Origin of the sequence: Micromonospora jinlongensis, from assembly GCF_013410645.1 — a bacterium.
In the GTDB taxonomy this organism is placed as follows: Bacteria; Actinomycetota; Actinomycetes; order Mycobacteriales; family Micromonosporaceae; genus Micromonospora; species Micromonospora zamorensis.
The window spans coordinates 65,458-88,925 of sequence record NZ_JACCHK010000001.1; the positions used below are offsets into that span (position 1 = coordinate 65,458).

At 66.6% G+C, this 23,468-nt stretch carries 18 protein-coding genes and 2 pseudogenes; 9 read left to right on the plus strand and 11 right to left on the minus strand.

Annotated elements, in window-relative coordinates; genetic code table 11:
- Nucleotides 1–200 precede the first annotated feature (200 nt).
- Entirely contained in the window at nucleotides 201–476 is a 276-nt protein-coding gene (locus tag HNR22_RS00285; RefSeq protein WP_179778464.1) for a hypothetical protein, read from the minus strand.
- 111 nt (nucleotides 477–587) lie between these two features.
- On the opposite strand from HNR22_RS00285, the gene HNR22_RS00290 reads away from it, so the two are divergent.
- Nucleotides 588–2,906 carry a hypothetical protein gene (locus HNR22_RS00290; protein ID WP_179778465.1) on the plus strand — a complete coding sequence of 773 codons (2,319 nt, stop codon included), beginning with the start codon at nucleotides 588–590 and terminating at the stop codon, nucleotides 2,904–2,906.
- A 227-nt stretch (nucleotides 2,907–3,133) separates the two neighbouring features.
- Here HNR22_RS00290 and HNR22_RS00295 read toward each other — a convergent pair whose 3' ends face one another.
- Both HNR22_RS00295 and HNR22_RS00300 read right to left on the minus strand, forming a co-directional pair.
- A complete protein-coding gene (locus HNR22_RS00295; protein WP_281374215.1) occupies nucleotides 3,134–3,844 on the minus strand; it encodes an IS5 family transposase in 711 nt (236 codons plus the stop codon).
- Between the two features lie 157 nt (nucleotides 3,845–4,001).
- Nucleotides 4,002–4,574, minus strand: a complete 573-nt coding sequence (locus HNR22_RS00300; protein ID WP_218906093.1) for a DUF4231 domain-containing protein — start codon at nucleotides 4,572–4,574, stop codon at nucleotides 4,002–4,004.
- A gap of 228 nt (nucleotides 4,575–4,802) precedes the next feature.
- Here HNR22_RS00300 and HNR22_RS00305 point away from each other — a divergent pair, with 228 nt between their 5' ends.
- The gene (locus HNR22_RS00305; protein WP_179778466.1) at nucleotides 4,803–5,003 is read left to right on the plus strand and encodes a hypothetical protein; all 201 of its coding nucleotides are present in this window, start codon (nucleotides 4,803–4,805) and stop codon (nucleotides 5,001–5,003) included.
- A 715-nt stretch (nucleotides 5,004–5,718) separates the two neighbouring features.
- Here HNR22_RS00305 and HNR22_RS00310 read toward each other — a convergent pair.
- Both HNR22_RS00310 and HNR22_RS00315 read right to left on the minus strand, forming a co-directional pair.
- Nucleotides 5,719–5,954 (minus strand): annotated as a pseudogene (locus tag HNR22_RS00310) (IS701 family transposase); the annotation flags it as partial.
- A gap of 66 nt (nucleotides 5,955–6,020) precedes the next feature.
- Complete coding sequence (locus HNR22_RS00315; RefSeq protein WP_246380540.1) at nucleotides 6,021–7,685, minus strand: hypothetical protein; 1,665 nt, start codon at nucleotides 7,683–7,685, stop codon at nucleotides 6,021–6,023.
- A gap of 456 nt (nucleotides 7,686–8,141) precedes the next feature.
- Here HNR22_RS00315 and HNR22_RS31965 point away from each other — a divergent pair, with 456 nt between their 5' ends.
- Together HNR22_RS31965 and HNR22_RS31785 are read left to right on the plus strand one after the other, a co-directional pair.
- On the plus strand, nucleotides 8,142–8,663 hold the full coding sequence (locus HNR22_RS31965; protein WP_425488034.1) for a hypothetical protein: 522 nt from the start codon (nucleotides 8,142–8,144) through the stop codon (nucleotides 8,661–8,663).
- A gap of 99 nt (nucleotides 8,664–8,762) precedes the next feature.
- Nucleotides 8,763–9,695, plus strand: a complete 933-nt coding sequence (locus HNR22_RS31785) for a GNAT family N-acetyltransferase (RefSeq protein WP_343059621.1) — start codon at nucleotides 8,763–8,765, stop codon at nucleotides 9,693–9,695.
- A 746-nt stretch (nucleotides 9,696–10,441) separates the two neighbouring features.
- Here HNR22_RS31785 and HNR22_RS00330 read toward each other — a convergent pair.
- Both HNR22_RS00330 and HNR22_RS00335 read right to left on the minus strand, forming a co-directional pair.
- Nucleotides 10,442–11,078 (minus strand): annotated as a pseudogene (locus HNR22_RS00330) (response regulator).
- Nucleotides 11,075–11,353 (minus strand): ATP-binding protein, encoded by a 279-nt coding sequence (locus tag HNR22_RS00335; RefSeq protein ID WP_425488035.1) that lies wholly within the window; start codon nucleotides 11,351–11,353, stop codon nucleotides 11,075–11,077. The pseudogene HNR22_RS00330 and the gene HNR22_RS00335 overlap by 4 nt, the downstream one beginning before the upstream one ends.
- 686 nt (nucleotides 11,354–12,039) lie before the next feature.
- On the opposite strand from HNR22_RS00335, the gene HNR22_RS00340 reads away from it, so the two are divergent.
- Nucleotides 12,040–13,980 carry an FG-GAP-like repeat-containing protein gene (locus HNR22_RS00340; RefSeq protein WP_179778467.1) on the plus strand — a complete coding sequence of 647 codons (1,941 nt, stop codon included), beginning with the start codon at nucleotides 12,040–12,042 and terminating at the stop codon, nucleotides 13,978–13,980.
- 504 nt (nucleotides 13,981–14,484) lie between these two features.
- On the opposite strand, the gene HNR22_RS00345 is transcribed toward HNR22_RS00340, so the two are convergent.
- Both HNR22_RS00345 and HNR22_RS00350 read right to left on the minus strand, forming a co-directional pair.
- Nucleotides 14,485–15,384 (minus strand): AraC family transcriptional regulator, encoded by a 900-nt coding sequence (locus HNR22_RS00345; RefSeq protein ID WP_179778468.1) that lies wholly within the window; start codon nucleotides 15,382–15,384, stop codon nucleotides 14,485–14,487.
- Between the two features lie 175 nt (nucleotides 15,385–15,559).
- Nucleotides 15,560–16,318 (minus strand): SDR family NAD(P)-dependent oxidoreductase, encoded by a 759-nt coding sequence (locus HNR22_RS00350; RefSeq protein WP_179778469.1) that lies wholly within the window; start codon nucleotides 16,316–16,318, stop codon nucleotides 15,560–15,562.
- 315 nt (nucleotides 16,319–16,633) lie between these two features.
- Here HNR22_RS00350 and HNR22_RS00355 point away from each other — a divergent pair, with 315 nt between their 5' ends.
- Nucleotides 16,634–17,089 (plus strand): nitroreductase/quinone reductase family protein, encoded by a 456-nt coding sequence (locus HNR22_RS00355; protein WP_179778470.1) that lies wholly within the window; start codon nucleotides 16,634–16,636, stop codon nucleotides 17,087–17,089.
- A 379-nt stretch (nucleotides 17,090–17,468) separates the two neighbouring features.
- Here HNR22_RS00355 and HNR22_RS00360 read toward each other — a convergent pair whose 3' ends face one another.
- Nucleotides 17,469–18,707, minus strand: coding sequence for an ATP-grasp domain-containing protein (locus HNR22_RS00360; protein ID WP_246381032.1), 1,239 nt, complete (start codon nucleotides 18,705–18,707; stop codon nucleotides 17,469–17,471).
- Between the two features lie 2 nt (nucleotides 18,708–18,709).
- A complete protein-coding gene (locus tag HNR22_RS00365) occupies nucleotides 18,710–20,206 on the minus strand; it encodes an MFS transporter (RefSeq protein WP_179778472.1) in 1,497 nt (498 codons plus the stop codon).
- 55 nt (nucleotides 20,207–20,261) lie between these two features.
- Between HNR22_RS00365 and HNR22_RS00370 the strand changes: the two genes are divergently transcribed.
- From HNR22_RS00370 to HNR22_RS00380, 3 genes are read left to right on the plus strand one after another with little or no spacing between them, the layout of a single operon-like run.
- A complete protein-coding gene (locus tag HNR22_RS00370; protein WP_197699617.1) occupies nucleotides 20,262–21,122 on the plus strand; it encodes a TauD/TfdA dioxygenase family protein in 861 nt (286 codons plus the stop codon).
- Nucleotides 21,123–21,162: 40 nt separating this feature from the next.
- A complete protein-coding gene (locus HNR22_RS00375; protein WP_179778474.1) occupies nucleotides 21,163–22,416 on the plus strand; it encodes an ATP-grasp domain-containing protein in 1,254 nt (417 codons plus the stop codon).
- A 4-nt stretch (nucleotides 22,417–22,420) separates the two neighbouring features.
- Nucleotides 22,421–23,371 carry a GNAT family N-acetyltransferase gene (locus tag HNR22_RS00380; protein ID WP_179778475.1) on the plus strand — a complete coding sequence of 317 codons (951 nt, stop codon included), beginning with the start codon at nucleotides 22,421–22,423 and terminating at the stop codon, nucleotides 23,369–23,371.
- Nucleotides 23,372–23,468 lie beyond the last annotated feature (97 nt).

Genomic DNA, 23,468 nt, shown 5'->3' on the forward strand with positions numbered 1-23,468 from the left:
CGGGCAATGTGGACGACAAATCGTCGAGGTCGCCGATGATGTGGGAGCGCACAAGGGTGGTGTAGTTGGTCTTCGTGCTCTCGGATTACGAGCTGTGACTATTCCTTAGCACGCTCCATCCATCAGGTGATCGGCCAAGCTTATATTGGCTGCGAACCTCGGCGCTTCCGATATTGAATATGGCTGGACAGCTCTTGTTGTCACCGTTTGCGCCTGTTGATGAGCGACATTAGAGCGGTGAGCGCCCCAAGAGCGGTAGCCGCCGCCACGATGAGAGTCGCCCAGAGCGGCTTATCGGCGTTTCCAGCAACCGCAGCCCACATGGTCAGGCCGGTCAAGAGTGTCAGAGAGATAATCTTGGCCGCGGCCTGCAGGTGTGCTTTCCGGCAAGCGCGCCGCTGCTCACGCTCGGCTTGAAGGACCAAACGGACAGCGGTCATGACTGCCAGATCGAGATGTGGATCTTTCGTCGCCACGCATGGCCCCCTAATCGATGCCGATCTGTATGATAGGCATGGACGGCAGTACTCCGAAACTGTACAAATTAGTGTCTGGAGATTCTGGACACTTCATCCCGCGGAGGTCACATGACAGATCAACTCGGCTGGTTCGAGCGTCTTGAAGCCGCCCGAAAGAGGAACCGATTTTCGGTCGACAAGCTGCTGGGGCAGCTGCAGATGAGCCGGGCGACCTACTACGACTACAAGGCTCACCCGGACCGGCGCCCGCGTAGTAAGAGCACCATCGCCAAGATCGCCGAGTTTCTCGGCGAAGATATGGCCGCGCTGTCTGTAGAGATGGCGCACGTCTCGGGCCCGCCACCGACGGCGTTCCTAGAAGCAGCCGCGGCCCGGGACCTAAACACCCGGCTGTACCAGCAGCACGTCTTGGCGCTCGCGCATCTGTTGGGCATGGCGGGTAGCAGTCCGCGCGCTCAGGGCGTGGACGTTGCGGTCCGGATACTGCGTGAGCTGCTGACTCAGGCAAACTCAGGTTGTCCGGAAAGCCCGGTGGTCGCCGTGGCTTCGATCGGAAGAGGTCTCGATCGTCGGGAGAGCGTCTACCAGCATCAGATCTATGTCTTGCCGAAGGATTTGGCCGGCTTTGCAGATGTATCCGAACCGTCGACCTCCGTGGCGGAGGTGAGTGCCCGTGTCAATGAGGTCATGAACGGCGTCATGCTGCCGGTGACCCGGGAGCACTCCACCGAGCTGGCTCTACCGATTTTCCGTGGCAAAGCGGACGTACTGCTGTATCCCGGTCTATTGGAAATGCGTCCACCAGAGCCGCTGGCACCATGGCCCACGGAGGACGCCACCCTCCTCGTCACCGGCGTCTACTACGCCGGCGCGCCTGATGTCGCCGCCTTGCTGGCCCGCGAGTTGCAATACGGGTTCAGCACCTTCGATCAAATGGCACGTCTTCAGGCTCGCGCTGGCCTGCGCGGTCTGCCGTCGGCGGCCTTCAAGAGATCAGTCGCCGGTGTCGCACATGCGGTGCTAGGCGACCAATCACCAACTGCCGGGCCGATGGTCTGGGCGACCGACGACCCGGAGCCGCTCTTGACGCCCGTCGCAAGGGCCGACGTGGCCAACTTCCCCGATCCGGTCGTCATGCTTACCCTGACGGACGAGGTGCTCGACTACGCCGCCTACAGAATCGGTTGCGTTGAGTCCTCACACCCGAGCCCTGAAGATCAGGCGGAGAACCGCCGATGGCTCGACAGCCAGCAGGAAGAACTGCTCGCGCTTGTCAAAGGCCGGGGTCATGCCCGCCGCACCATCATCAGGTCCATCGACCTACCGCCGCAAGCGCGCCGCCGTGCGGACGGGGTCTATCCTGATGCCGTCGATGCTATGTTCGATCGTTACGTCGGTGTGGCTAGTTCCATCGCTGAAGAGTTGCGGCTAGAGAGCGTCATTGCGGCGCAGATCGATAGACTCGATCGTCGCGTTGCTGGCGGCAAGGGCGTATACGCTGCCGAACAAGAAGAAATACGAGAAGCGCGGCAGCAGGTCGCGAGGCTACGTGCTGCACTTCAGCTAGGGCGGTTTCTCGGTCCAGTGGGCTACCTTAAGGCCAAGCCACAGTTTCTGCTGCTGTTCGACAGCCCGCGCGGACCGGTCGTGCTGAAGGTGTATGGACGGTTGCGTCCTGGCGAAGCGCTGGTTCAACGGCTCTGGCGCCGCGCGGGAGTCTGCGTTGTCAATGTTCTAGACTCAGGTGACATGCCCACGAGTTGGCTGGTAATGGCGCCTTTCGCAATTGAGCATAGGCCTCCGCCAGAGTTAAGTGCGGGCCAGTTGCTCGATACGACCAACGAACTCGCCGTGCAGATGGCTCAGGCGCACCAAGTCGGGAGAACTGAGCTTGCCTTGACGCCAGACATCCATGCGAAGTTGCAACGCCTTGACTTGGCGATCGGCAAACATCTTGGCAAGGTTCTCGTCAGCCTGAGCCTGCACGGCTATCCCGTCCCCGAGGATTGGCAGAAGACGGTTCAGGAATTGTGTGTGAGCACCCATCCGACCTTGTTGCATGGTGACCTCGGTGGTGGAAACGTAGTCCGCGATGTCGACAGTGGGCAGCTTTGGATTCTCGACGCTTGCGGGTACATCGGACCGGCCGAGTTTGATGCCGCACGTTGGGCTGCTCGTAACGGTGGAACTCGCTCTGGTGAGGCGCTATTGGCTGCGTGGCTCGATGCGGATTCGGGCCTGGATGTGAGCCAGGCAAGAGGCCTGCTTGGCCTCGAACTGCTTATGGAAGCAGGGGTCCGGGAAATCGTGAAGGATGAACAACGTCAACCTTTGAACTTTCCGGACCCCATAACGGAGCAGCTACTCAAATCGGCAAGCCAGCTAATCAGGGCAAAAATTGCTTCGGTCCCGCTCGAGCGAAATTAAGGCGGCCTCGGTGAAGTTCTCACCTCAAAGAGCTGTCAGGGGAGGTCCCAGGTGTTCCCAAAGTTACCTTGAACGCTTGAAATCTCTGCGCGCTCGCACTGCAAGCCTTTAAGAGCGCGTTTCGCATCGCTGTCAGTCGGGTGTGTTGAAGATGCGGCGTTGTTGGCGGGTGGCGGGTTCGCCTCGTGTGAGACGGCGGAGCATGCCGCCGAGGGCGGCCCATCGGATCATGGCCTCGGATGTGCTGGGTAGGTCTCGTAGTCGCGGGCCAGGCGGCGGTGGGCGGTGATCCACGCCAGGGTTCGCTCCCCGACCCAGCGACGGGGGTGCACGACGAAGCCGCGCTGGTCGGCGGGTTCGCGGACGATCTCGACGGTGGTGCGCAGCAGGTCGCGGGCCCAGTCGACGAGGCGGCCGGCGAAGCCGGTGTCGGCGAAGACATGCCGGATGGGGGTCGCTGCGCAGGTGGCGAGTAGGGCTCCTTTGGCGCCGTCGCGGTCCTGCCAGGATGCGGCGAGGACCCAGACGGTGACCAGGAGGCCGAGGGTGTCGGTGACGATGAGACGTTTCCGGCCGTTGATCTTCTTGCCGGCGTCGTAGCCGCGGGAATCGCGGGGCACGGTGTCGGAGCCCTTGATGCTTTGCGAGTCAATGATCCCCGCTGTTGGCTCCGGCTGACGGCCGCGAGCCAGGCGGACCTCCTCGTGCAGTTCGGTCAGGATCCACTCGGTCACGCCCCGGTTGTTCAGCCGGGTGAAGTGCGCGTACACGGTCTGCCACGGTGGGAAATCGACCGACAGATACCGCCACGGGCAGCCGGTGCGCACCACGTACAAGATGGCGTCGATGACTGCCGGGCGCCCGTGCTTTTCTGGTCTGCCCATCCACTGCGGAGACGGCAGCATCGGCTCGATGATCTCCCACTCGGCGTCGGTCAGGTCAGACGGTTACCGTCGCAATCGATCCATGCCTGCCTACCGACCGAGCTACCCATCGACCGGACTCACTGTGCGACACACCCGACCGACCCAGATACCAAACGCGCTCTGATCCCAAGGCGACAGGTTCGACCCCTGCCCTCCCGGGGCGGTAGGGCTACTGCCTGCTGCCTTGCCGCTCGATCGCCGCCTGCCCGTCTTCGCCAGCGAAGCCGACCTGGGTCATGACGCTCAAGGTCGCAGCATTCTCATTGGCGATGGTCGCCTCCACACGCTCGACCAGGTTTGCGAAGGCTGTGACATCGTCTAGGTCGGTGTACACCCCGGTCCGCGTGAGGAAGTAAATCCTCTCGTGCCCCAAGGTCTGCTCCGTCGAGCGGTAGTTCTTCCACTGCTCCCGATAGCGGAACACGCTCTCCAGCGACACCGCCCCGGCCACGATCAGACTCACAACGGTGGTCACCGCCTGGGCGTAGGGGAAGTCGAGGTTGACGAGGACTGGGACGAGGGAACCGCCGACTACGGCAGCCGTGCGGGTTCGGAGGTGGGTAGCCTTCGCCTTCACCGCCTTCTTGTCGTACCAGGACTGGTACTGGGCGAGCCGGTCGGTGAGGTACCCACTTGCCGAGAGCCCAGGACCTGGCTCCTGCGCGGGGGTGTCCCTCGGCGTGGGTACTTGGGCTCCATCCACCACGGCGACTAGTAGAGACCCTGCGCCGGTAACCGTCAAGCCGCTACGCGAGCGCGGCGGGCATCAGTCCGCATCTAGTTCGCAAGAGGTCGACGACGGCGGGGAAGTGGTGTGAGATGTCGATAGGCATTCCGCTGTCAGACCCCATGCGCCCAGGTCATTGGGGCGGGCAACTTGATCTCGTAATTCGTAGGTCACGGTAATCCCGGTCAGGACTCGTCAGGCCAGATGTTGAGCCCCTCTGCCGCCTGGCCGATGTTGTCAAGCATGAATACGGCCGAAAGGAGAAGTCCATCGTTCCGCGAGCAGGCCGACCGCCTCACGCTGATTGACCGCTGGGGCCACTTCGTCCTGGATCAACCGGTCCTCGTGTACCCCGGCGAGGCGATCTGGCGCAAAGGCGACCAGCTCATGGTGCAGCGGCTCGATGGACGCGTGGACGCCTACCCCGGCTTCGTGAACCGCTGATGTCTCCGGGATCGGGTGCCAGGGCTGACAGCAACAGCCCTCGGACCATGAGGTACGACGAAACGCCTGCAGGAGCAGGGCCAACCACGAACGCCGGAGGCCGGACCGTTTTGGACAGCTCGGCCGAGGCTACGGATCGGAGGGCCGACCGGACCATCTAGGACCGGGGGACCGCACGTGGTGCGCGATGCTAAGCGGTACACCTTCGAGAGAACGGCTTGACTATGCGCATAGCGTGCGTGACGTGCCGAAATGCTCAGCAAATCGTCCTGGGGGTCAAGGGGTCGTCGGTTCGAATCCGGCCGTCCCGACCGGTTGACCTGGAAGGATGAAGATCCTTCCAGGTGTCGGCGGTAACATCCGGTGACGGATGATCTTTGTTGGCGGTAACCGCGTGGATGGTTGGCCGTTGACGTACCTGCTGCACAACGCTCTGACCTGCCGCTTCATCTGCGTCCTGGATGGAGCGGCAGTTCTGCTCTTGATTGCGCGTCAAGCGCTGCAGACGTCGTCGGCTGTCGCTGCGTCGGGCGGCCGGATGAGCCTTCGATTTGCGGCAGGACCGCCAGTTGGCCCCTGTTCCTGGCCGTAGTACGCCAGCCGTACCTGGTGGAGTTGGAGTCTTCGCTGGTAGTGGGCTGTTTTGGCGCGGTATTGGTGTCGGCGTCGCCCTCATGGCCATCGATCTGTGTGGTCCATGGGACGTTGGTGGTGATCAGGTGTGCCAGGAGACGTCGAACCTCGCCGAGGGGGAGGGGTATGAGGCCGTGATCGGATTCGGCACCCCGTTTTTGGCGTGGGCGGCGGTGACGGCGAGGTAGGCGTGGGCGCACAGAGCGAGCGTTATGTGGCGGTACCAGCGTCGTATCGACGCACCTGGTAGTGGTCCAGGCCGACCTCGGTCTTGGCGGTCTGGAAGCACTCCTCGATCGCCCACCGAATCCCGGTGATACCGGATCAGGTCTTCGTCCTGGATGCCGGCCAGGCCGAAGCACCACGGCGAGGACACGCCCAACATCACTTCGTGTTGGTGTCGATGGTGTAAACCACGTCTGGCCCGACGTCATGGCGGGTGATGCCGGGTACGTCGGGGATGTAAAGCAGTGGTTCGTATGGGGTGCCTTGGACCCGGTCGCGCAGCAGGACGACGCTGCGGATGCCGAGCTGGTGCAACCGATCCAAGGCCGGCTCGCTGGGGAAGGTCGTCATAACGTCGCGGATCGCCTGACGGTTGGGTGTGGTGTAGCTGGCCGCACCGTTGACCATGGCGGGAAAACCGTCGGTCGACCACAGTAGGACGTGGAGGTCGATGCCGTCGTCGGACGGCAATACCATGATCGGAGCGTGCGCGGAGGCTAGCGCCATCGCGGCCGGTTTGGCTGGGGTTTGGGGGTGGCCCAGGTCAGGCAGGCCCTCAGCTAGCACGAGGACCAGCAACGGAACGGTCAGTAGCCGTGCCGCTCCCACCGACCATTTCGGCTTGGCGCCCCTGCGAGCCACCTCGGCCAGGTGGGTAACCAGGCCGGCCGCGAGGATGGCCAGGCAGAGAGTGGGCCACAAGATCAACCGCCCTGGTGTACGGGATCCATCGAACCCGGGCACGTAAAGATAGAGCAGGCGGTAGATCGGCCCGTTCGTGCCCAGCGCGAACAACACTCCGACGACCGCCCCAAACAGCAGCAGAAGCCGTTGCACCGCTGACCAGCGGGATAGAAACAGGCCGGCGAAGGCCAGTAGATACAGTGCATACCCGCATAGCAGCGCTTTCTCAGTCGGTATGCCACCAAGAGCGGTGCGGGCGTCGTTGTGCAGGGTGCCCCAGGGCAGCGAGGATTGCGGAGCCACGAGAAGTCCGCGCAGTGTGGGGGAGAAGTACGCGACGTAGTCCCAGTCCCGGGTGACATCTGGGTTGAGCTCGCGCACGTGTTGGTACGCGTACGCGAAGTATCCGGTCACCGCGGTGAAGACCAGCCCGCCGATCAGATCACCGACGATCAGCCGCAGGCCAAGGCGTGGGCGGTGGATCAGCCAGGCTATCAGTGTGATCAGGCAGAGGGCGGAGAGGACGTATACGAATCCCAGCCCCACGCCGAAGCCTAGGCTGACCTGCCAGGCCGCGACGAGCCAGCCAGCGAACGCCCATCCCGGCCGGACTCGTTCGGCAAGGTAGCCGCGGGTGAACGAGAATCCGTGGCCGCGCGCCAGCATCGCCAGGGCCAAAGTGATACCACCGGTGGAGAGGATATTCAAATGGCCGTCGTGGCCGTAGCGCCAGGGCGCGTAGGCGAGGGCGGCCCCGGCTACCGCGGCGGCGACCTTATTCGCGCCAAGTTGGCGAAGGAGCGCGTAGCCGCCGAGGAAGGCGAGCGCGAAAGCCAGCACGAACAGGATGTTGTAGCGCAGCACGGCGCCGACTACACCGTTGCCTATCAGCCCTGCCGGGGCATAGCCGAGCAGGCTGTCGTTCAGGGCTAGGCCGTACTTGTCGGGATAGAAAGCGTTGGTATCCCACAGGCCACGCAGGCCGTGGGTGAGAGCGTGGCCACCCCATCCCACCAGCCATGCTTGGGCCGTCGGGTCACCCAGGTCACCGACGATGGTGTGGGCCGGGTCGGCGATCGGCACAGTCTTGGCGCCCGCACTCACCACGCGAACCGCGTACGGCGGAATCAGCCAGATCATCGCGACAGCGAGGAGCACTGAACCGAGGCCCGCGATGCTCAGTTCCCGCCGATGGGCCCCACGTGTCAGCCAATCCCTCGTGCCTGAGCTGGCACGCGCGAGTCGGCCATTTTTTTCAGGCTCGCTGAGCGTGATGGCTGATGTGGGACCTCCTGCCGGTGGCTCTACCTGCGTCATGAAATTGACCCTCACTGTTGAACCGCCGCAGTAAATCATGAGCAGGGCGGCGTATAGAGTCAAGACCTCGATCAATGCCTTTCAGGTAGCCGGGACTTACGCTGTTTATCAAAGGCGTCATGTCACGCCGGAGTCGCGATCGGTGCAGCGGCGCATCTCGCCGCTTCCGAAACAGGACACGCCAGGGTTGCTGCAGGCCCTCGCCCGGGTTCCGGACCCACGGGACGTCGCGGCCGGATCCATCCGCTGCCGGGACTGCTCGCGATCGCGATCGCGGCGGTGGTTTCGGGATCGACCCGCGTCGTGGAGACCGTCAAATGGGCCGCCGACCTGCCGGACGCGGCGTGGGATCGTCTCGGTACAACCCGCGACGCGTTCACCGTTGCCCGGCGGGTGCCCGACGACCGGACCCTGTCCCGGGTACTGACCGGTATCGACGCCGGCGCCCTCGATGCTGCGGTGTGCCGACGCCGCTGCTTTGACCGGCCGGGGGCCGCGCCGGCCCGGCCCCGGCCTGCTGGCGACCTCCGGCCGGCATCGGCCCGGCCGGCCGGCCACACGTCGGGATTGCCAGACCGTGAAGACCTCGGGGCTCCGCCCCGACCCCGGCCCTCCTCAAAGATCAGCCGGGTGCGGATCACCTCGCTGGGCACCACAAGGGCTGCCAGCCTCCCGGGACGGGGCCAAGGTCGTTCGGCTGTTGAGGCGCTCCACCTTGTCCCGTCCCGGGAGGCTGGACGGTCGGAGACTGCCCGACGAGGAGATCCGCTTCTACCGTCGCCAGCAGCACCGCCACTCTAAACACCATGGGCACCACGGCCGCGCTGGCCACCGTGCTGACGTTGGCGGTCGGAGCCTCGGCCCCTGCGAAGTGGTGTGGAGCTCCACTAGCCTCTGCACGTGATCTCCTACCGCGCTACCGCCCCCGCGGACCTCGATCGCGTGACCTCGTGGATCGTGACCGAGCCCGTTGGGTGGATCCCCGCCGACCGCTACCTGGCCGAACTGGCCGAGGACATGTATCGGCCGGAATGGACATGGATTGCCGAGCACGACGGCCAGGTCGTGGGACGGGCATTGTGGTGGGGGCCAAAGGGCAGCCCGCACCCGGTCGCGCTTGACTGCCTCGACGTGGATCCTGCCGTGGGCGACCGTGCCGCCATTGCCGCCGAGCTGATCAGGGCCGCGCTGGCCGGGTTCCCGGAGCCGGTGCAGTACGAGATCAAGGTCGCCGGTGGCTGGCGCGAGGATCCGGCCACCTCGGCGGCCGTGGAGTGGCGGCGGGCGGCGGCGCACGCGGCGGGCCTCACCCGGGAGGTGGAGCGGCTGCAGTTCGAGTGGGCACCCGCCGACGGGGTGCCCCCCGCGGCTGGCAGGCTGCGGTTCGCCGAGGCCTCCGACGAGGAGTTCCTCGCGGTGTTCAAGAGGATCGCCGAAGGCAGCCTGGATGCCCAGACCCGTGCGAACCTGGTCGCCAAGGGTGTGGACGCGACCGCGCGCGAAGAGATGGACTTTTACCTCAGGGCACCGGGCAAGCGGGAGTGGTGGCGGATCGCATACACGCGCGAGGGCGAGGTGGCGGGCATGGCGATTGCCTCCGCGACGCCGTACAACGTGAACGTCGGCTATCTCGGGGTGGTGCCCGAGTTCCGCGGGCGCGGTTACGTGGACGAGGTGCTCGCCGAGATCACCCGCCTTCACGCGGCAAACGGGGAGTCGCGCATCACCGCCACCACCGACCTGGGCAACGCGCCTATGGCGGCCGCTTTCGGTCGCGCCGGATACCGCAACACGGAGATCCGGATCAACCTTTCCAACGACGTCCAGCCCTAGACGAGCAGGGGCCGACGCCGACACTGCAAGGCACGAGTCCGGACCGCCTCGCCGAGCTACGGATGGGAGGACAGGCCGGCCATCACGGGCCACATTGTAGTGTCATCGGGGGCCAAACCAGGCCGCGCGGGACCGCGTTGAGCAGGCGTCCGGCTGCTTTCCTAGCCGATCTCGTGCGATTCCCCAGCTGACAGTCGACCCGTGCTCACGTGCCGGTCGTGTGTCCGTTGGGGTGGGCCACGGCGGTCAGCTCCTGGACGTGGCGGCCAGCGTGGCAGCGCAGGTCAAGCCAGGTTATTGTCGCGCGTTTCCTGGCCGTGTTCACACTTCCTAACCGTGGGCTGGTCATCGAACGTGTCGGCGTCCCGGGGACCATGTAGGGACCACACGGCCTGTGCGATGGTGCGCGTTACGACGTCGGTCGAACGGCCCGATCTTGGGGATTGCGTGTGACGTGCGTGGACGTGTGGCGAAGCGTCCTGGGGGTCAAGGGGTCGTCGGTTCGAATCCGGCCGTCCCGACAGACAAAAGCCCTGGCCAGCGGAAACGCTGGTCAAGGCTTTAAGTTTGTCTATGGGGTTTTGAACCGTCCCCCAACCCCCTCCATTTACCGGGGTCGGCAACCAGGTTCGTCATCCATGCGCATCGTTGGGCAATGCGGGTGTGAGACGCCGCCCGCGGTTGGCACCGAGTCGCTCGAGGATGTGGAACGGTGGGACCGCTCGCGGGGTTCCGTGGTGTCTGGGTCACCGTCGGATGAAGCCGAGTTGGGTTGCGGTGGCGATGGCGGCGGTGCGTGAGTCGACGCCGAGTTTGGTGTAGATGCGGGCGAGGTGGGATTTGACGGTGCCTTCGGTGAGGTGCAGGCGGACACCGACGGCGTGGTTGGACAGGCCTTCGGCGACCAGGGTGAGGACTTCGATTTCGCGGGGGGTCAGGGTGGTGCTGGGGTCGCGTAGCCGGTTCATGAGCCGGTCGGCGACGGCCGGGGCGAGGGTGGTTCGGCCGACTGCGGCGGTGCGGACGGCGACGGCGAGGTCTTCAGGTGGGGGCGTCTTTGAGTAGGTAACCGGTGGCGCCAGCTGCGATGGCGGGCAGGGTGTCGGCGTCGGTGTCGTAGGTGGTGACGATCAGTACGCGGGGGGCGCCGGGTCGGGCGGTGATAGCTGCGGTGGCCTAGGCACCGTTCATGCCTTTACCGAACTGCAGGTCCATGAGCACGACGTCGATGTCGCCTTGGTCGGCGCGGGCCACGGCATCCTCGGCGGTGGCGGCTTCGGCCACGACTTCGATGCCGGGTTCGGTTTCCAGTACGGCGCGTAGACCGGCACGGACGATGGGGTGGTCGTCGGCCAGCAGCAGGCGGATGGGGACGTCGGTCATGAGGTCGCCTTGACGGGGTGGTCGCTCGAGCAGGCGAGCGGCAGTTGGGCTGCCAGAGCGGTGCCGTGGCCCGGGACAGACTCGAGGGTGAGGGTGCCGCCGAGGGCCAGGACGCGGGCGCGCATCGCGGGCAGGCCGTATCCGCCGCTGCGTGTTTCGGATGCGGGAAGTCGGTGCGGGTCAAAGCCGTGTCCGTCGTCGACGATGTCCACGGCGACGTGATCACCGAGGTAACTGAGGGTGACGTCGGCGGTGGTGGCCTCGGCGTGGCGCACGGTGTTCGCGAGGGCGGACTGGGCGATACGCAGTAAGGCTGTCTCGTGCGCGGCCGGCAGCGGTCGGGGATCGCCGGTGAGGTGGAAACGCGCGGTGAGCCGGTGGCGGGCGCTGGTGGTGGCGCACAGCTGTTCCAGGGCGGGGCGGTCGACCGCGACGCTGACGTACGGCGGGGCACGCTCGACGAGTTGTCCTCGCGCTTCCGATCAGCGGTCGCCGACCGACGGCTTCTCGTCTTGCTCGACGATGCCTTCGACGTGGCGCAGGTGCGACCCGCTGATCCCGGTAGGCGCAGGTTGTCCCACCCTGGTCACGAGTCGCCGGCTGATCGCCGATCTGCCGGGAGCCGCAGTCCTGACCCTCGACGCGCTACCACCCGGGCAGGCACTGAAACTATTCACCGCTACGGTCGGAGTGGACCCGGGTCGCGGCCGAGCCCTAGGGGGCCGCGACGGCTGGTCGAGATCTGAGCGGGGCCACCACTCGCGGTGCGCATCGTCGGCTCCGCAGCTCGGATGGCATGGTGTAGTCAGCCGGTTGCCAGAGGTCAGCACAAGGGCGGCTTGGTGTGATATAGGCCACTTGATCCTGGGCAACGTGCTGCTTTCGGTTGACATACGGTGGCCTGCCAAGGCCTTGCCGCCTTGACGTCCATGAAGGACCCGGGGGCCTTTGCGGACGAATTGTGTTGGTCGTTGCGGTCGTCGCGGCATCGTCGCTCCAGGGGTTGACATCCGACCCGCCGACCGCGAATGCGCTGGCGCTTCCGTCTCTGCCCTCGCTGCAGATCCAGAAAGGATCGCCTGTGTCGTCGTCATACCGTCGGTGGGCAGCCCGAAGTGCCGGCCCGCTGATCGCCGTCCTGGCTGCGGGGTTGCTCAACGCCGTTCCCTCCCAAGCTGTTAGTTCAGGGACTGCCGTCACCGACGGCTCGTTCCAGTTCGCTGCCAAGCTCGAAATCGGAGTTGGTCTCCGCAGCTGCAGTGGTGCCCTCGTCAACCCGTACTGGGTGCTCACCGCGAAGAGCTGCTTCGGTTTTGACGGCCAGCCGGTCACGGCCGGCGTGCCGCCGAAGCCGACGACCGTCACCGTCGGCCGAAGCGACCTCACCACGACGACCGGCGCTGTCGTATCGGCTCTCCGGCTGGTACCACACCCGGACCGGGACGTGGTTCTGGTCCGGCTGGCCCGCCGTGTGGCAGTTACTCCGGTTCCTCTGGGCGCGAGCGCGCCGACTGTCGGTGAGCAGTTGACGGTGGCTGGCTTCGGACGCACCGCTACTGAGTGGGTACCGGACGAGTTGCACGCCGGCGCCTTCTCGGTGCAGAGCGTGGATGCGGGGACCCTGGGCATCGCCGGTGTTGGTCAGGCCACGATCTGCCGCGGTGACCTCGGTGGTCCGGCCGTTCGGATGGTCGGTGGTCAGCCTCAACTGGTCGCCCTGCACCGCACGTCGTGGCAGGGCGGCTGCCTGGGCGAGACCGAGACTCGCCGTGATGCGGTGGAGACTCGGGTCGATGATTTGGCCTCCTGGGTGAGTGCGAACGCCCCGGTGGGTGCGAACGACCGGAACACCGACTTCAATGGCGATGGTCGCGATGACGCCGCGATGCTGTACAAGTACGGCGACGGCGCAATCGAGCTCTTCACCTCGCTGGGTGACACCAGTGGCGGGTTTGGAACGTTCAACGGCAGCTACAAGATCCCTAAGGAGTCGTGGGGCTGGGACTCGTTCAAGACGATCACCGGGGACTTCAACGGTGACGGGCGGTCCGATCTCGCCGCTATGTACGCCCAGGGCGCTGGTGTTATCACCATGCACACTGCGTTGGCCAACACCAGCGGTGGTTTCGGCGAGTTCACCCAGAGCCTCACCATCCCGGCGAGCGATGGTCGGTTGTGGGACGGAATCCGGCTGCTCAGCGGTGACGTCAACGGTGACGGGCGCGACGACGCCGTGATGGTCCACCGCAACAGCGACACCTCGATCGACCTGCTGACCTCGCTGGGCAACGCCAGTGGTGGGTTCGGGGCGTTTACGGCCAGCTACAGGATCCCGCAGAAGTCGTGGACGTGGGATTCGTTCAAGCCGATCACCGGCGATTTCAACGGTGACGGACGGGCTGATCTCGCCGCCATGTATTACCACGGCGATGGCCACCTCAGCATGCAGACCGCGCTGGCCAACACCAGCGGTGGGTTCAGCGCCTTCGCCGGCAGCGCCACCGTTCCCGCGAGCCCCACTCGGAAGTGGACCGAGGTCCTGCTGCACAGCGGTGACTTCAACGGCGACGGCCGCGATGACGCGGTCATGCTCCAACGCAACACCGACACCTCGATCGACGTGCTGACCTCGCTGGGCAACGCCAGTGGTGGGTTCGGGGCGTTCACTGCCAGCTACACGTTCCCGACGAACTCGTGGGGCTGGGGCTCATTCAAGACGATCAGCGGCGACTACAACGGTGACGGACGGGCCGATCTCGCCGCCATGTATTACCACGGCGATGGCCACATCAACATGAACACCTCGCTGGCCAACACGAGCGGCGGATTCGGGGCCTTCATCGGAAACCTCACCGTGCCCGTAGAGGCTAAATGGAAGTGGGACGCGATCCGCCTCTTCTGATCAATTGCAACCTGCGGCGGAGACCAGGTGCGCCTGCCACCAAGCGCTTCGCCCGCTCGTAGCGCCCGCAGGAGTGGACCGCACCGACCGGACGTCGGATGAGGCTCTGTCGCGCAAACGTTCGTTCGTGGCAGTAGGTAGGAAGCACACGCAGGTGCTGCGATGGATCGGACCGCCGTCCTGATGTCCCGGCTCGGGGCCCGAACCGCCCGAGGCGGTCTTGGTTGAACTCCGCCTCGTCCCGGTCCACCTGAAGGCGGCCGGCGCCGACGCTGATGGCGAAGGTTACGTCGCCAGGTAATGGGCCCCCGCGGATAGCGTGGGGGCCCATTACCACCTGGCCGGCTGCTTGCCGCCGCCGCGACGGTGCTTATCTGCTAAAGATGCGGTGCTGGGCGCGCCGGTTCGGCGGCTAGCCAAGCCAACGTGGTGCTGGTTGAGGACGGCCGTCGTGGGCGAGATGCGCCGCATGGGGAAACACCAAGATCCTCGACAGGGTCGAGCTCAGGGCAGCGCGGTGGCGAGTTCCGCTGGCGGAGTGCGGAGCTGGGTGTCCTTGCTGGGCGGCGTGCCGAACATGCGGCGGTATTCACGGCTGAACTGGGAAGGGCTGTCGTAGCCGACGCTGAGGCCCACACCGGTGATGTCTGAGGGGCGGCTGGCGAGCAGGAGCCGTGCTTCTTGCAGGCGGATGCGTTTTTGGAACTGGATGGGGCTCATCCCTGTGACCGTCTGAAAGTTGCGGTGGAACGCGGAAACGCTCATCCCGGCGATCTCCGCCAGGTCCTCTACGCGGAAGGCGGTGGCGTAGTTTTCCCGGATCTGACGCACGGCGCGGTTGATATGGGCCAGTCCGCTGTCGGCGAGACCGAGTTGGCGGATGGCGACTCCCTGCTCGCCGCGCAGGAGATGCCAGAGGATTTCCCGCTTCACCATGGGAGCGAGGATCTTGCGGTCTGCGGGCTGCTCCAGCAGCCGCAGCAGGCGCACGATGGCGTCCAGCAGTGAAGGCGAGGCCGTGGAGACGGCGATGCCGGGTGATGCGGTGCGTGGGGTGGCCGGCAGGTCTCGGGGGTCGGCTTCCAGGAGGAGCTCAGCAAGGGCCGCGGGAGCGAGAGTCATGCCGAAGCCGAGGGTGGGCTGCCCGGTGTCCAGGACATGGCCGGTGACGGGGAGGTCGGCAGAGGCGATCAGGTACTCGCCGGGCCCGTACTCGTAGAGGCGCTCGCCCAGGGCGAGGCGTTTGCCGCCCTGGGCGATGACTGCGAGCACTGTCCCCGACATCCCCGTCGCCGACGCGTTGGGATGGGTGAACTTGCAGACCCGGACGCCATCGATCGCCGTGCTCATGTCGGGCCGCGCATGCCGGTTGAGAAGCTCACGCATTTCGTCCAGGGCAGGCATGAATCCATTTTGCACGAACCTGCCTACGGGATCCCTGGCCGGGCAGGAATGGGCACACATTCATGAGCCTGCAGGCAGGCAGGGCGGCTGTCGTGGCCCGTCGGAAAGTGAGCCGTGGGCGGCGTGTGTCGATGGGAAGGGCTTGGCGTGGTTCACAGCTCACGGCAGGAGTGGTTCAGAGGTTCTGGCCTCCGGATACTTCGATGTCCTGGGCGGTGATCCACCGGCCTTCCTCGGAGACCAACATGGCGATGACCATGCCGATGTCGTCCGGCTCGCCGACGCGGCCGAGGGTGAAGGTCTTCGCCAGTTCCGGGATGATCTGCGGGTTCTTGCTGAACGCGTCGTCGGCGAAGCGGGTGACGGTGGCTCCCGGTGCGACCGAGTTCACGCGGATGCCGCGGGGACCGAACTCCTTGGCCATGTAGCGGGTGAGCACCGCCACGGCGCCCTTGAGGGCCGCGTAGACGGAGTATCCCGGCGCGGTCACCTGGGGCAGCGTGGAGTTGCTGGTCAGGTTGACGATGGCACCGCCGTCGGCGAGGAGCGGCAGCAGGGCCTGGGTGAGGAAGAAGGGCCCCTTGAACAGGCCGTCCGTGAGCCGGTCGAATTCCTCCTCGCGGGTGTCCTCGATCATCGCCATGCCGGCGAATCCGGCATTGTTGACCAGGTGGTCGAAGGAGTCCCGCCGGAAGGTCTCGCGCAGCACCTCGGCGACGGTCTCCCGGAAGATGGTGAATCCTGCCGTGTCGGCGAGATCCAGGTGCAGCGCCACGGCCGTGCCGCCCCGCTGCTCGATCCGGGCGACCGTGTCCTTGGCGCCCTGTTCGTTGGAGCTGTAGGTCAGGATGACGCCCGTACCGCGCCGGGCGATCTGCAGGGCGGCGCTCTCGCCGATGCCGGAGCTTGCACCGGTGACGACGGCTACCTTCATGGTGTGCCTCCTGGCCTGAGGATTCGTCGGAATCCGTGGGGAGTGTGTCCCTTCCAGGAGACCGCTGCGCCGGGCCCGCGAAAAGAATGATCCTCTTCGCCTCTTGCCCAATCCTCTTGGATGGACGGGGCAGGGCCCATGTCAGCCGTGCAGGAAGTGTTGGCCCCTGCGTGGCTGCCCGGCTCGTCGCCGTGCTGTGCCAGCGCGCGGGCAGGATCGTGCAAGGATCCGCCAGGATGCCCCTGGCAGCCCTCCCGGCGTGACGGTTGACTTGCCCCAAGCCATTTCCGTCAGGCACGAGTGAGGCAGCCGACCATGACCGACACCGCAGACACAAGCTACGACGTGGACGCGGTCAGGCGCGCTCTGGCCATCGGTCCGGGCTCGCCGCGCGAGGCACGCACCATCGACATCACCACGCTGGGCCGGCGCACCGGTCGCCCGAGGCGCATCGAGATCTGGTTCCACCATGTCGGCGGCCGCTGGTATCTCAGCGGGATGCCGGTGCCTCGAAGCTGGCACGCCAACCTGTCGGCGCACCCGCATTTCACCGTCCACCTCAAGAACGGCGTCCGGGCGGACCTGCCGGCCACGGCAGTGCCGGTCAAGGATCCCGTGGTGCGCCATCGCGTACTGTCCGCGGTAGTCGCCCTGCAGGACGAGCCCGGTCTGCGCATGCGCGTCACCCAGCGCCAGCGCCTGGAAGACTGGCTCAAGCACAGCCCGCTGATCGAGATCGTTTTCGACGACGAACGGCTGCGCGGTCGCTGAGCTGACCGCTCCGGGCGACATCGAGCGGCAGTCTGCGCGAGCATGGCCACGGGCCCGGCCTCATCCTCCGATGCGGCTGGACCGGCACGCACCAGAGCTGGGTGACGTCTCTGCGCGGCCCGGGTCTCGGCGTGATCCCGCTCGGGAACCTCACGTTGGCGAGTGGTCATCGGGACCGAGGGGCTAGCCGACTCAGGATGGGGCCGAGGGCTTGACCTGCGATGGCCTGGGCGAGCGGTCCGGCCTGACCTCCCAGAGAAGGCGATCCTCACCGCCCGACCGCGCCGGCACGGCCACCACCGAAGCCGCGCCGGTAGGGCACCAAGCGGCGGACCAGGCCGGCGGGCAGCGCCGGGTTCTCGGCAAGGCGTACGCACACCTAGGCCTTGCCTCCGCTGGGGACGGTGGTGCGGCCGTCGACGACGTCGATCTGGAAGGCGGCGTCGATAGCGGCGACGTTGCGGGTGATGTCGCCGGGGGTGGCGGCCCGCATGATGACGACGCCGGCGTAGACGGACGAGTCGAGCGGGCCGCTGACGTTGTCACCGACGCGAGTGGTGATGGTGGCGTCGACGACGCAGTCGAGGCGCAGGAGTTCCTCTCGGCTGGTGATGGCGGTGACGGTGCCGGCGGGGCGGGGCAGCATGTATTGGATCATGTGGTCGTCGCGGGGTGCGGGGGCGATGTCAACGCCGGTGCCGGTGCCGAGGTCGAGGAAGGTGTCCCACAGGTCGATGCCGTACTGGTGGCGGATCTGTGCGGTGATGCCGCCGCCGCCGGGGCGGCAGGCGATCTCACCGATGAGGTAGCCGTCCGGGCTCTTGAAGACTTCGAGGTGGGTGACGCCGTCGTGGAGCCCGAGGGCGTCGACGACCTGGGTGTGCAGGTCGGCGATGAGGTGGGCCTCGGGGTCGTGGTCGGGCAGGGTGTACGAGCCGATGACGCCGCCGACACTGTCGAGGACGGGCGCGAAGTAGCGGGACACGGGCGCGAACCGCACCTGACCGTCGATGACCACGCCGTCGCAGTGGTATTCGGCTTCGATGTCGACCATCTGTTCGGCCAGCAGGGGGAACGGTGCGGTGCGCATGGCGGCGCGGCCGTCGTCGGCGAAGACATCGTGCAGGTGGTCGGGGTCGCGGACGACGACGACGTAACCGGCGCCGCCGCCGCACGCGCGTTTGACGACGACGGGCCAGCCGAGGTGCCGGGCGGCCTCGACCGTGTCGTCGAGGGATTCCATCCGCCGGAACGCGGTAACGGGCAAGCCGGCCGCTGCGAGTTTCTGCTTCATCACGAACTTGTTGGAGAACGCGTTGGCGACCTCGTACCCGGGGCCGGGCAGGCCCAGGTAGGAGCGCAGGTAGCCGCCGGCCTGGACGCTCCATTCGGAGGGTGCGACAACCCAGTCGAAGGGGTGCCTCTCACGGATTCGCAGGGCGGCGAGCCGTACGCCGGTGAGGTCGGCCACGGAGTCGACGATTTCCACGTCGGTGCCCGGATCGTAGAAGTGCCGGTACTTGTCGATGGTGATGACGGAGAGCCGGACGTCGGGGCGGTCCTGCAGGAGCCGGGCTCCGGTGCGGCAGTTGGAGTTGACGAGCAGCACGTTGGGCATGGTCACCCCACCGTTTCCTGAGGCACGGCGTGGGCCATGGCGGGGGTTTCCGTCCGGACGGGTCTGGGGTCGGTGGACCGGCTGGTACGGGTGGACGATCTGGTCCAGATGACAACGGCCAGTACGGCGGTGACGGCGGCGGGCAGAAAGACGAACACGGAGCCGGTGAGGCCGACGGTGAGGCCGAGCAGCAGTGACGACAGCGGCACGGTGCCGGTGATGAAGGTACGGATGACGGCGTTGACCCGGCCGGACAGTTCGGCGGGAATCTCGGCTTGGCGGTAGGCCATGGTCGTGGCATTGACACCGCCTTCGCCGAAGCAGAGCAGGCAGAACGCGATGACGACGAGGATCGGCGCGACGAGCAGCAGGCCGACGGAGCCGAGGGCTGCGACGCCGAGCCACACGCCGATGCGCAGGTGGCGGCGGTGCGGCCCGTTCGGTGCGAGAGGGCTGACCCAGGAGCCGATGGCAGCGGCGACGGCACCGAAGGAGACGGCGATACCGAGCGCACCAGGGGACCAGTTCCACTGGTTGGTGCCAATCGTGAGGATGGTGGGTTCGACGGCGCCGGCACCGAGGTTGTAGAGCGCGACGGCTGCGGTGAGCCGGCGCAGGTCTGGTCGGGCCCGGAAGTAGGCGATCCCTTCGCGGATCTGCTCTCGCATGGTGGGGCCGTGGCGTTCGATGACGGTGCGCACCTTGGGTAGGAACAGGGCGGCGACGGCGGTGACGAGGAAGCTGCCGGCATCGATGATGAGGGCCCACGTGACGCCGGCGGCGGCGATGGTCAGGCCGGCCAGGGCAGGGCCGGCGAACCGGGCGACGAGCTGTGCGGAGTTGAACCAACTGGCTGCCTGGTCGAGCCGTTCGCGGGGGACGAGGGCGGGGATCAGGCCGTAGTCGCCCGCCACGTCGGAGACCACCTTGGCCAGGCCCATCACGGCGAGCATGACGAAGACCAGGGCAACCTGTTGGAACAGGAGCAGCAACGGGATCATCGCCACGGCGGCACATTGGACGATCTCGCCCGCGATGAACAGGGTGCGCCGGTCGTGCCGGTCGATGAACGCGCCGAGGAGCGGGGCAAGCAGGAAGGGCGCGGTCTGGGCAGCCATGCTCGTGACGGCGAGCAGGCTGGAGCCGGTGGATTCGAGCAGCGCCCAGGGCACGGCCAGGTACAGGAACGTGTTTCCGGCCATGGAGATGGCCGTCGCCCCGGTGTACAACCAGAACTTTCTCATGATCTTCCCATCGCCGTCGCGGCCGGGTGCGGCTCTCGCTGTGTCGGGCAGGGCCTTGGCGGTGCGGCGGACTCCGTTGGGGAATCGTCCGGCGCGGCTATCCGTCGACCGCCATGTTGCCACGTCTTGCCAAATCTTGGCAATGCGGTCACGATGATGGCGCGATGAGGGGTGCTCCCGCTTCGCAGGATTGGCAACAATGGCCAGGCCTCGTACGTGCCAGGCGAGCCAGGCGCAATCCACGCCCACACTCATCTGAGAGAGAGGCAGTACCGTGGCGCAGACCCTCGTGGCCCCATCGTCCGTCACCGTGACCCGGCTCGCGGGCAACATCGGCGCCGAGATCGGTGGTGTCGACACCAGCGGACCGCTCAGCGACGCCGCCGTCGCCGCCGTCCGTGCCGCCCTGCTCGCGCACAAGGTGGTGTTCCTCCGCGACCAGAACCTCGACTACGACAGCCAGCAGGCGTTTGCCGAGCGGCTGGGCGAGCTCACGCTCAGCCACCCCATCTACGCCGCACCGGAGCGCCGTCCCGCCTTGCGCGAGATGGACTCCGCCCACGGCACGAAGGCCAACCACTGGCACACCGACCTGACCTTCATCGAGCGCCCACCCGCGTTCTGCCTCCTGCACGCCAAAATCATTCCGCCGGTGGGCGGGGACACGATGTGGGCGAACTGCGTCACCGCGTACCAGTCGCTGCCCGCTCCGCTGCGCGCACTCGCCGACGAGCTGCGCATCCTGCACAGCAACGACTCCGACTTCACCGACGACACCGTGGACCACCGCGACGACTACGTGTCCACCGCCTACGTCGCGGAGCACCCGGCCGTGCGGGTGCACCCGGAGACCGGCGAGCGTGCGCTGCTGCTCGGCGGCTTCGCCCGCAGCGTCGTGGGGATGACCCCCGCCGCCGGCCGTGACCTCATCCGGCTGCTGCAGGAGTACGTGACCCAGCCCGAGCAGACCGTCCGCTGGCAGTGGCGCGTCGGTGACCTCGTCATCTGGGACAACCAGGCGACCATGCACTACGCGATCTACGACTACGGCCGGGAGCGCCGTCGTGGCGAGCGGCTGACGACCATCGGCCAGACCCCGGTCGGCATCGACGGGCAGGCCAGCGTCACCATCGCCGGTGACACCTCCGCATACAGCGCCGGCCTGCGCTGACGCCACGGCCCTTGTCGGACCGTGAGGAAGAGGCTGTGACATGAAAAACGTGCTGCTGATCAACTCGGGTCGCAAGGCCGTCGGCTGCGCACTCCAGGAACGGGACGACATCCGGCTGTCGGTCATCTCCATGCCCGGCTACCTCGACTGGTATGACGCGGGCACTGACCTGGAGGTCGTCGACACCATCGAGAACCTGGATCTGGTACGCGCTGCCGCCCTGCGGATCCGGGAGCGTAATCCGTTCGACTACGTGGTCGCCCCGTCGGAGTGGAGCGTCCCTGCCGGTGGCTTCATCCGTTCCTACTTCGGCATCCCCGGGCCGAGCTTCGACGTGGCGAACGCGTTCTCCAACAAGTTCGTGATGAAGCAGAAGGTCGCCGCGGCCGGGCTGCCGGTGGCGAGGTTCCGTCGGGTGAACACGCTCGGTCAGCTCGTCGCTGTCGGTGACGAGCTGGGCTGGCCGTACGTGCTCAAATCCGCCTTCGGCGGCGGCTCGGAGAACGTGTTCGTCGTCCGCGACGCCGAGCACGCCAAGTCGATCATGGTCGGGGAGACCCTGGCCCGACTGGGCGACCTGGACAGCCCGATGCTGGCCGAGGAGTTCGTCGACATCGACACCGAGTTCCACTGCGATGGGGTCGTCGTCGACGGCAAGGCCGTGTTTGCCGCCGCCTCCCGGTACCTCGCACCGGTCCTCGACAGCCTCGGTGGCGTGATCGGCTCGTACACGCTCCCGGACGACCACACCGACGCCCACCTGATCTGCGACCTGCACGATCGGGTGGTCACCGCACTGGGGCTCCCCGACGGCGTCACCCACCTGGAGGTCCTCAAGTCGTCGCGCGGCTACCTGGTCGGTGAGATCGCCTGCCGGACCGCCGGCGGCGGCATCCCTCTGCAGCTTGAACACCAGTACGGAGTGGACACGACCGACGCCCTCATCGCCACCTCCATCGGCGACCCGGTCGAGTTGAACGTCCCGTCCCGATCCGACTACATGATCCAGTACATGCTGCCCCGGCCGGTGGGCACGGTCACCGCGATCAGTGCCGCCGCCGACCTGCGCGCCGCGCCTGGCGTGGAGTACGTCGAGATCACCACGAAGGTCGGGGATCACCTCGCCGGTCCGGTGGACTCCTCGGTCTACGCCGGCATCGTGCTGATCCGGGCCGCGACCGAGGCGCAGGTGGCCGAGCGATGCGCGGAGATCGCGCGCCGGTACCGCATCGACGTGGCCGCGGAGCCGGTCGGCGACCCAGCGACGGCCGTCCTGGCCGAGACGAGGGGGTGACACTGTGCGGATCACCGACCACCACGGCCTGGCTGTCGCTGACATCGCCCCGGAGGAGGTGGCGCAGCGGCCGTGGCGCGGCAGCGACCAGCACATCGACGTGGTACGCCTGCCGCACCCGCCGGACGACCTCCTGCCCGAACTCGCCGGACTCGGCTTCGTCCACAAGCCGGAACTGCTGTCGTGGCGTGCCGAACTCGGCCCGGACGAGGAGGAATTCCTGGCCCGGCTGGCCACGAAGCCACGCCAGGACATCAGGCGGTCCATCCAGCGGGCCGAGGCCGCGCTCACGCTGACTGTCCATGACACCCTGCCGGCGCCGCTGCTCGACCGGTTCCTGGACCTGTACCGCGCGCGTGTGGCGGAGATGACCTACGGAATCACGATCGCGTGCCGCTACCGGGACGCGATGCTGGACGGTCCGGACAAGTACTACGGTGTCTTCGCGATGGACGGCGCGGAGATCGCCGGCGGGTGCCTGGTCCGCGAATGCCCGGACGAGGAGATGGTGCGCATCCGCTTCTCCGCCGTGACCGAGGAATGGCGCCGGGCCAGCCTGGCTCGCACCCTCTACTTCGGCGCGATGCGGGTGGCCCGCGACAAGGGCTTCAAGTGGGTGACGCTGGGCGATGAACCCAACCTGTACGGCCACCTGACCAAGATGGGCCTGTTCCCATTCAAGGTCGCCATGGGCTTCCACCCGGTGCCGTCACAGGACAATCACGACCCCGAGGGCCGCGACCTCGCCGACCTGGTCCTGACCGGCACGCACCTGAGCGGGCCCGGGTTGATGCTCGGGTATGTGCCCGGCCGGCGGCACGAGCGGCAGTTGACCGGGTACGTCATCAGCGACGAGCCGGTGGACCTGAAGCGGATCGCCGCCCCGTTCCTGGACGCGGTGGTCCAGGTGCCGCCCGGTGAGCGCGCCGCCTCGGCGGCGGTCCCGCTGCCCTGAGCGGCGCTGCTTGTTCCGCTGCCGACACTCCTGGACTGACTGACACGACGGCTCCCGGTCCCGCCGGGAGCCGTCGTCGTGTTGCACCACCCCCGCT

Excerpts from the sequence above, each read along its gene's own strand:
- HNR22_RS00375 (WP_179778474.1), top strand. The coding sequence starts at position 21,163 with ATGAAAAACGTGCTGCTGATCAACTCGGGTCGCAAGGCCGTCGGCTGC.
- HNR22_RS00350 (WP_179778469.1), bottom strand. The coding sequence starts at position 16,318 with ATGAAGGTAGCCGTCGTCACCGGTGCAAGCTCCGGCATCGGCGAGAGC.
- HNR22_RS00360 (WP_246381032.1), bottom strand. The coding sequence starts at position 18,707 with ATGCCCAACGTGCTGCTCGTCAACTCCAACTGCCGCACCGGAGCCCGG.
- HNR22_RS00305 (WP_179778466.1), top strand. The coding sequence starts at position 4,803 with ATGAATACGGCCGAAAGGAGAAGTCCATCGTTCCGCGAGCAGGCCGAC.
- HNR22_RS00290 (WP_179778465.1), top strand. The coding sequence starts at position 588 with ATGACAGATCAACTCGGCTGGTTCGAGCGTCTTGAAGCCGCCCGAAAG.
- HNR22_RS00365 (WP_179778472.1), bottom strand. The coding sequence starts at position 20,206 with ATGAGTGTGGGCGTGGATTGCGCCTGGCTCGCCTGGCACGTACGAGGC.
- HNR22_RS00315 (WP_246380540.1), bottom strand. The coding sequence starts at position 7,685 with ATGATCTGGCTGATTCCGCCGTACGCGGTTCGCGTGGTGAGTGCGGGC.
- HNR22_RS00345 (WP_179778468.1), bottom strand. The coding sequence starts at position 15,384 with ATGCCTGCCCTGGACGAAATGCGTGAGCTTCTCAACCGGCATGCGCGG.
- HNR22_RS00355 (WP_179778470.1), top strand. The coding sequence starts at position 16,634 with ATGACCGACACCGCAGACACAAGCTACGACGTGGACGCGGTCAGGCGC.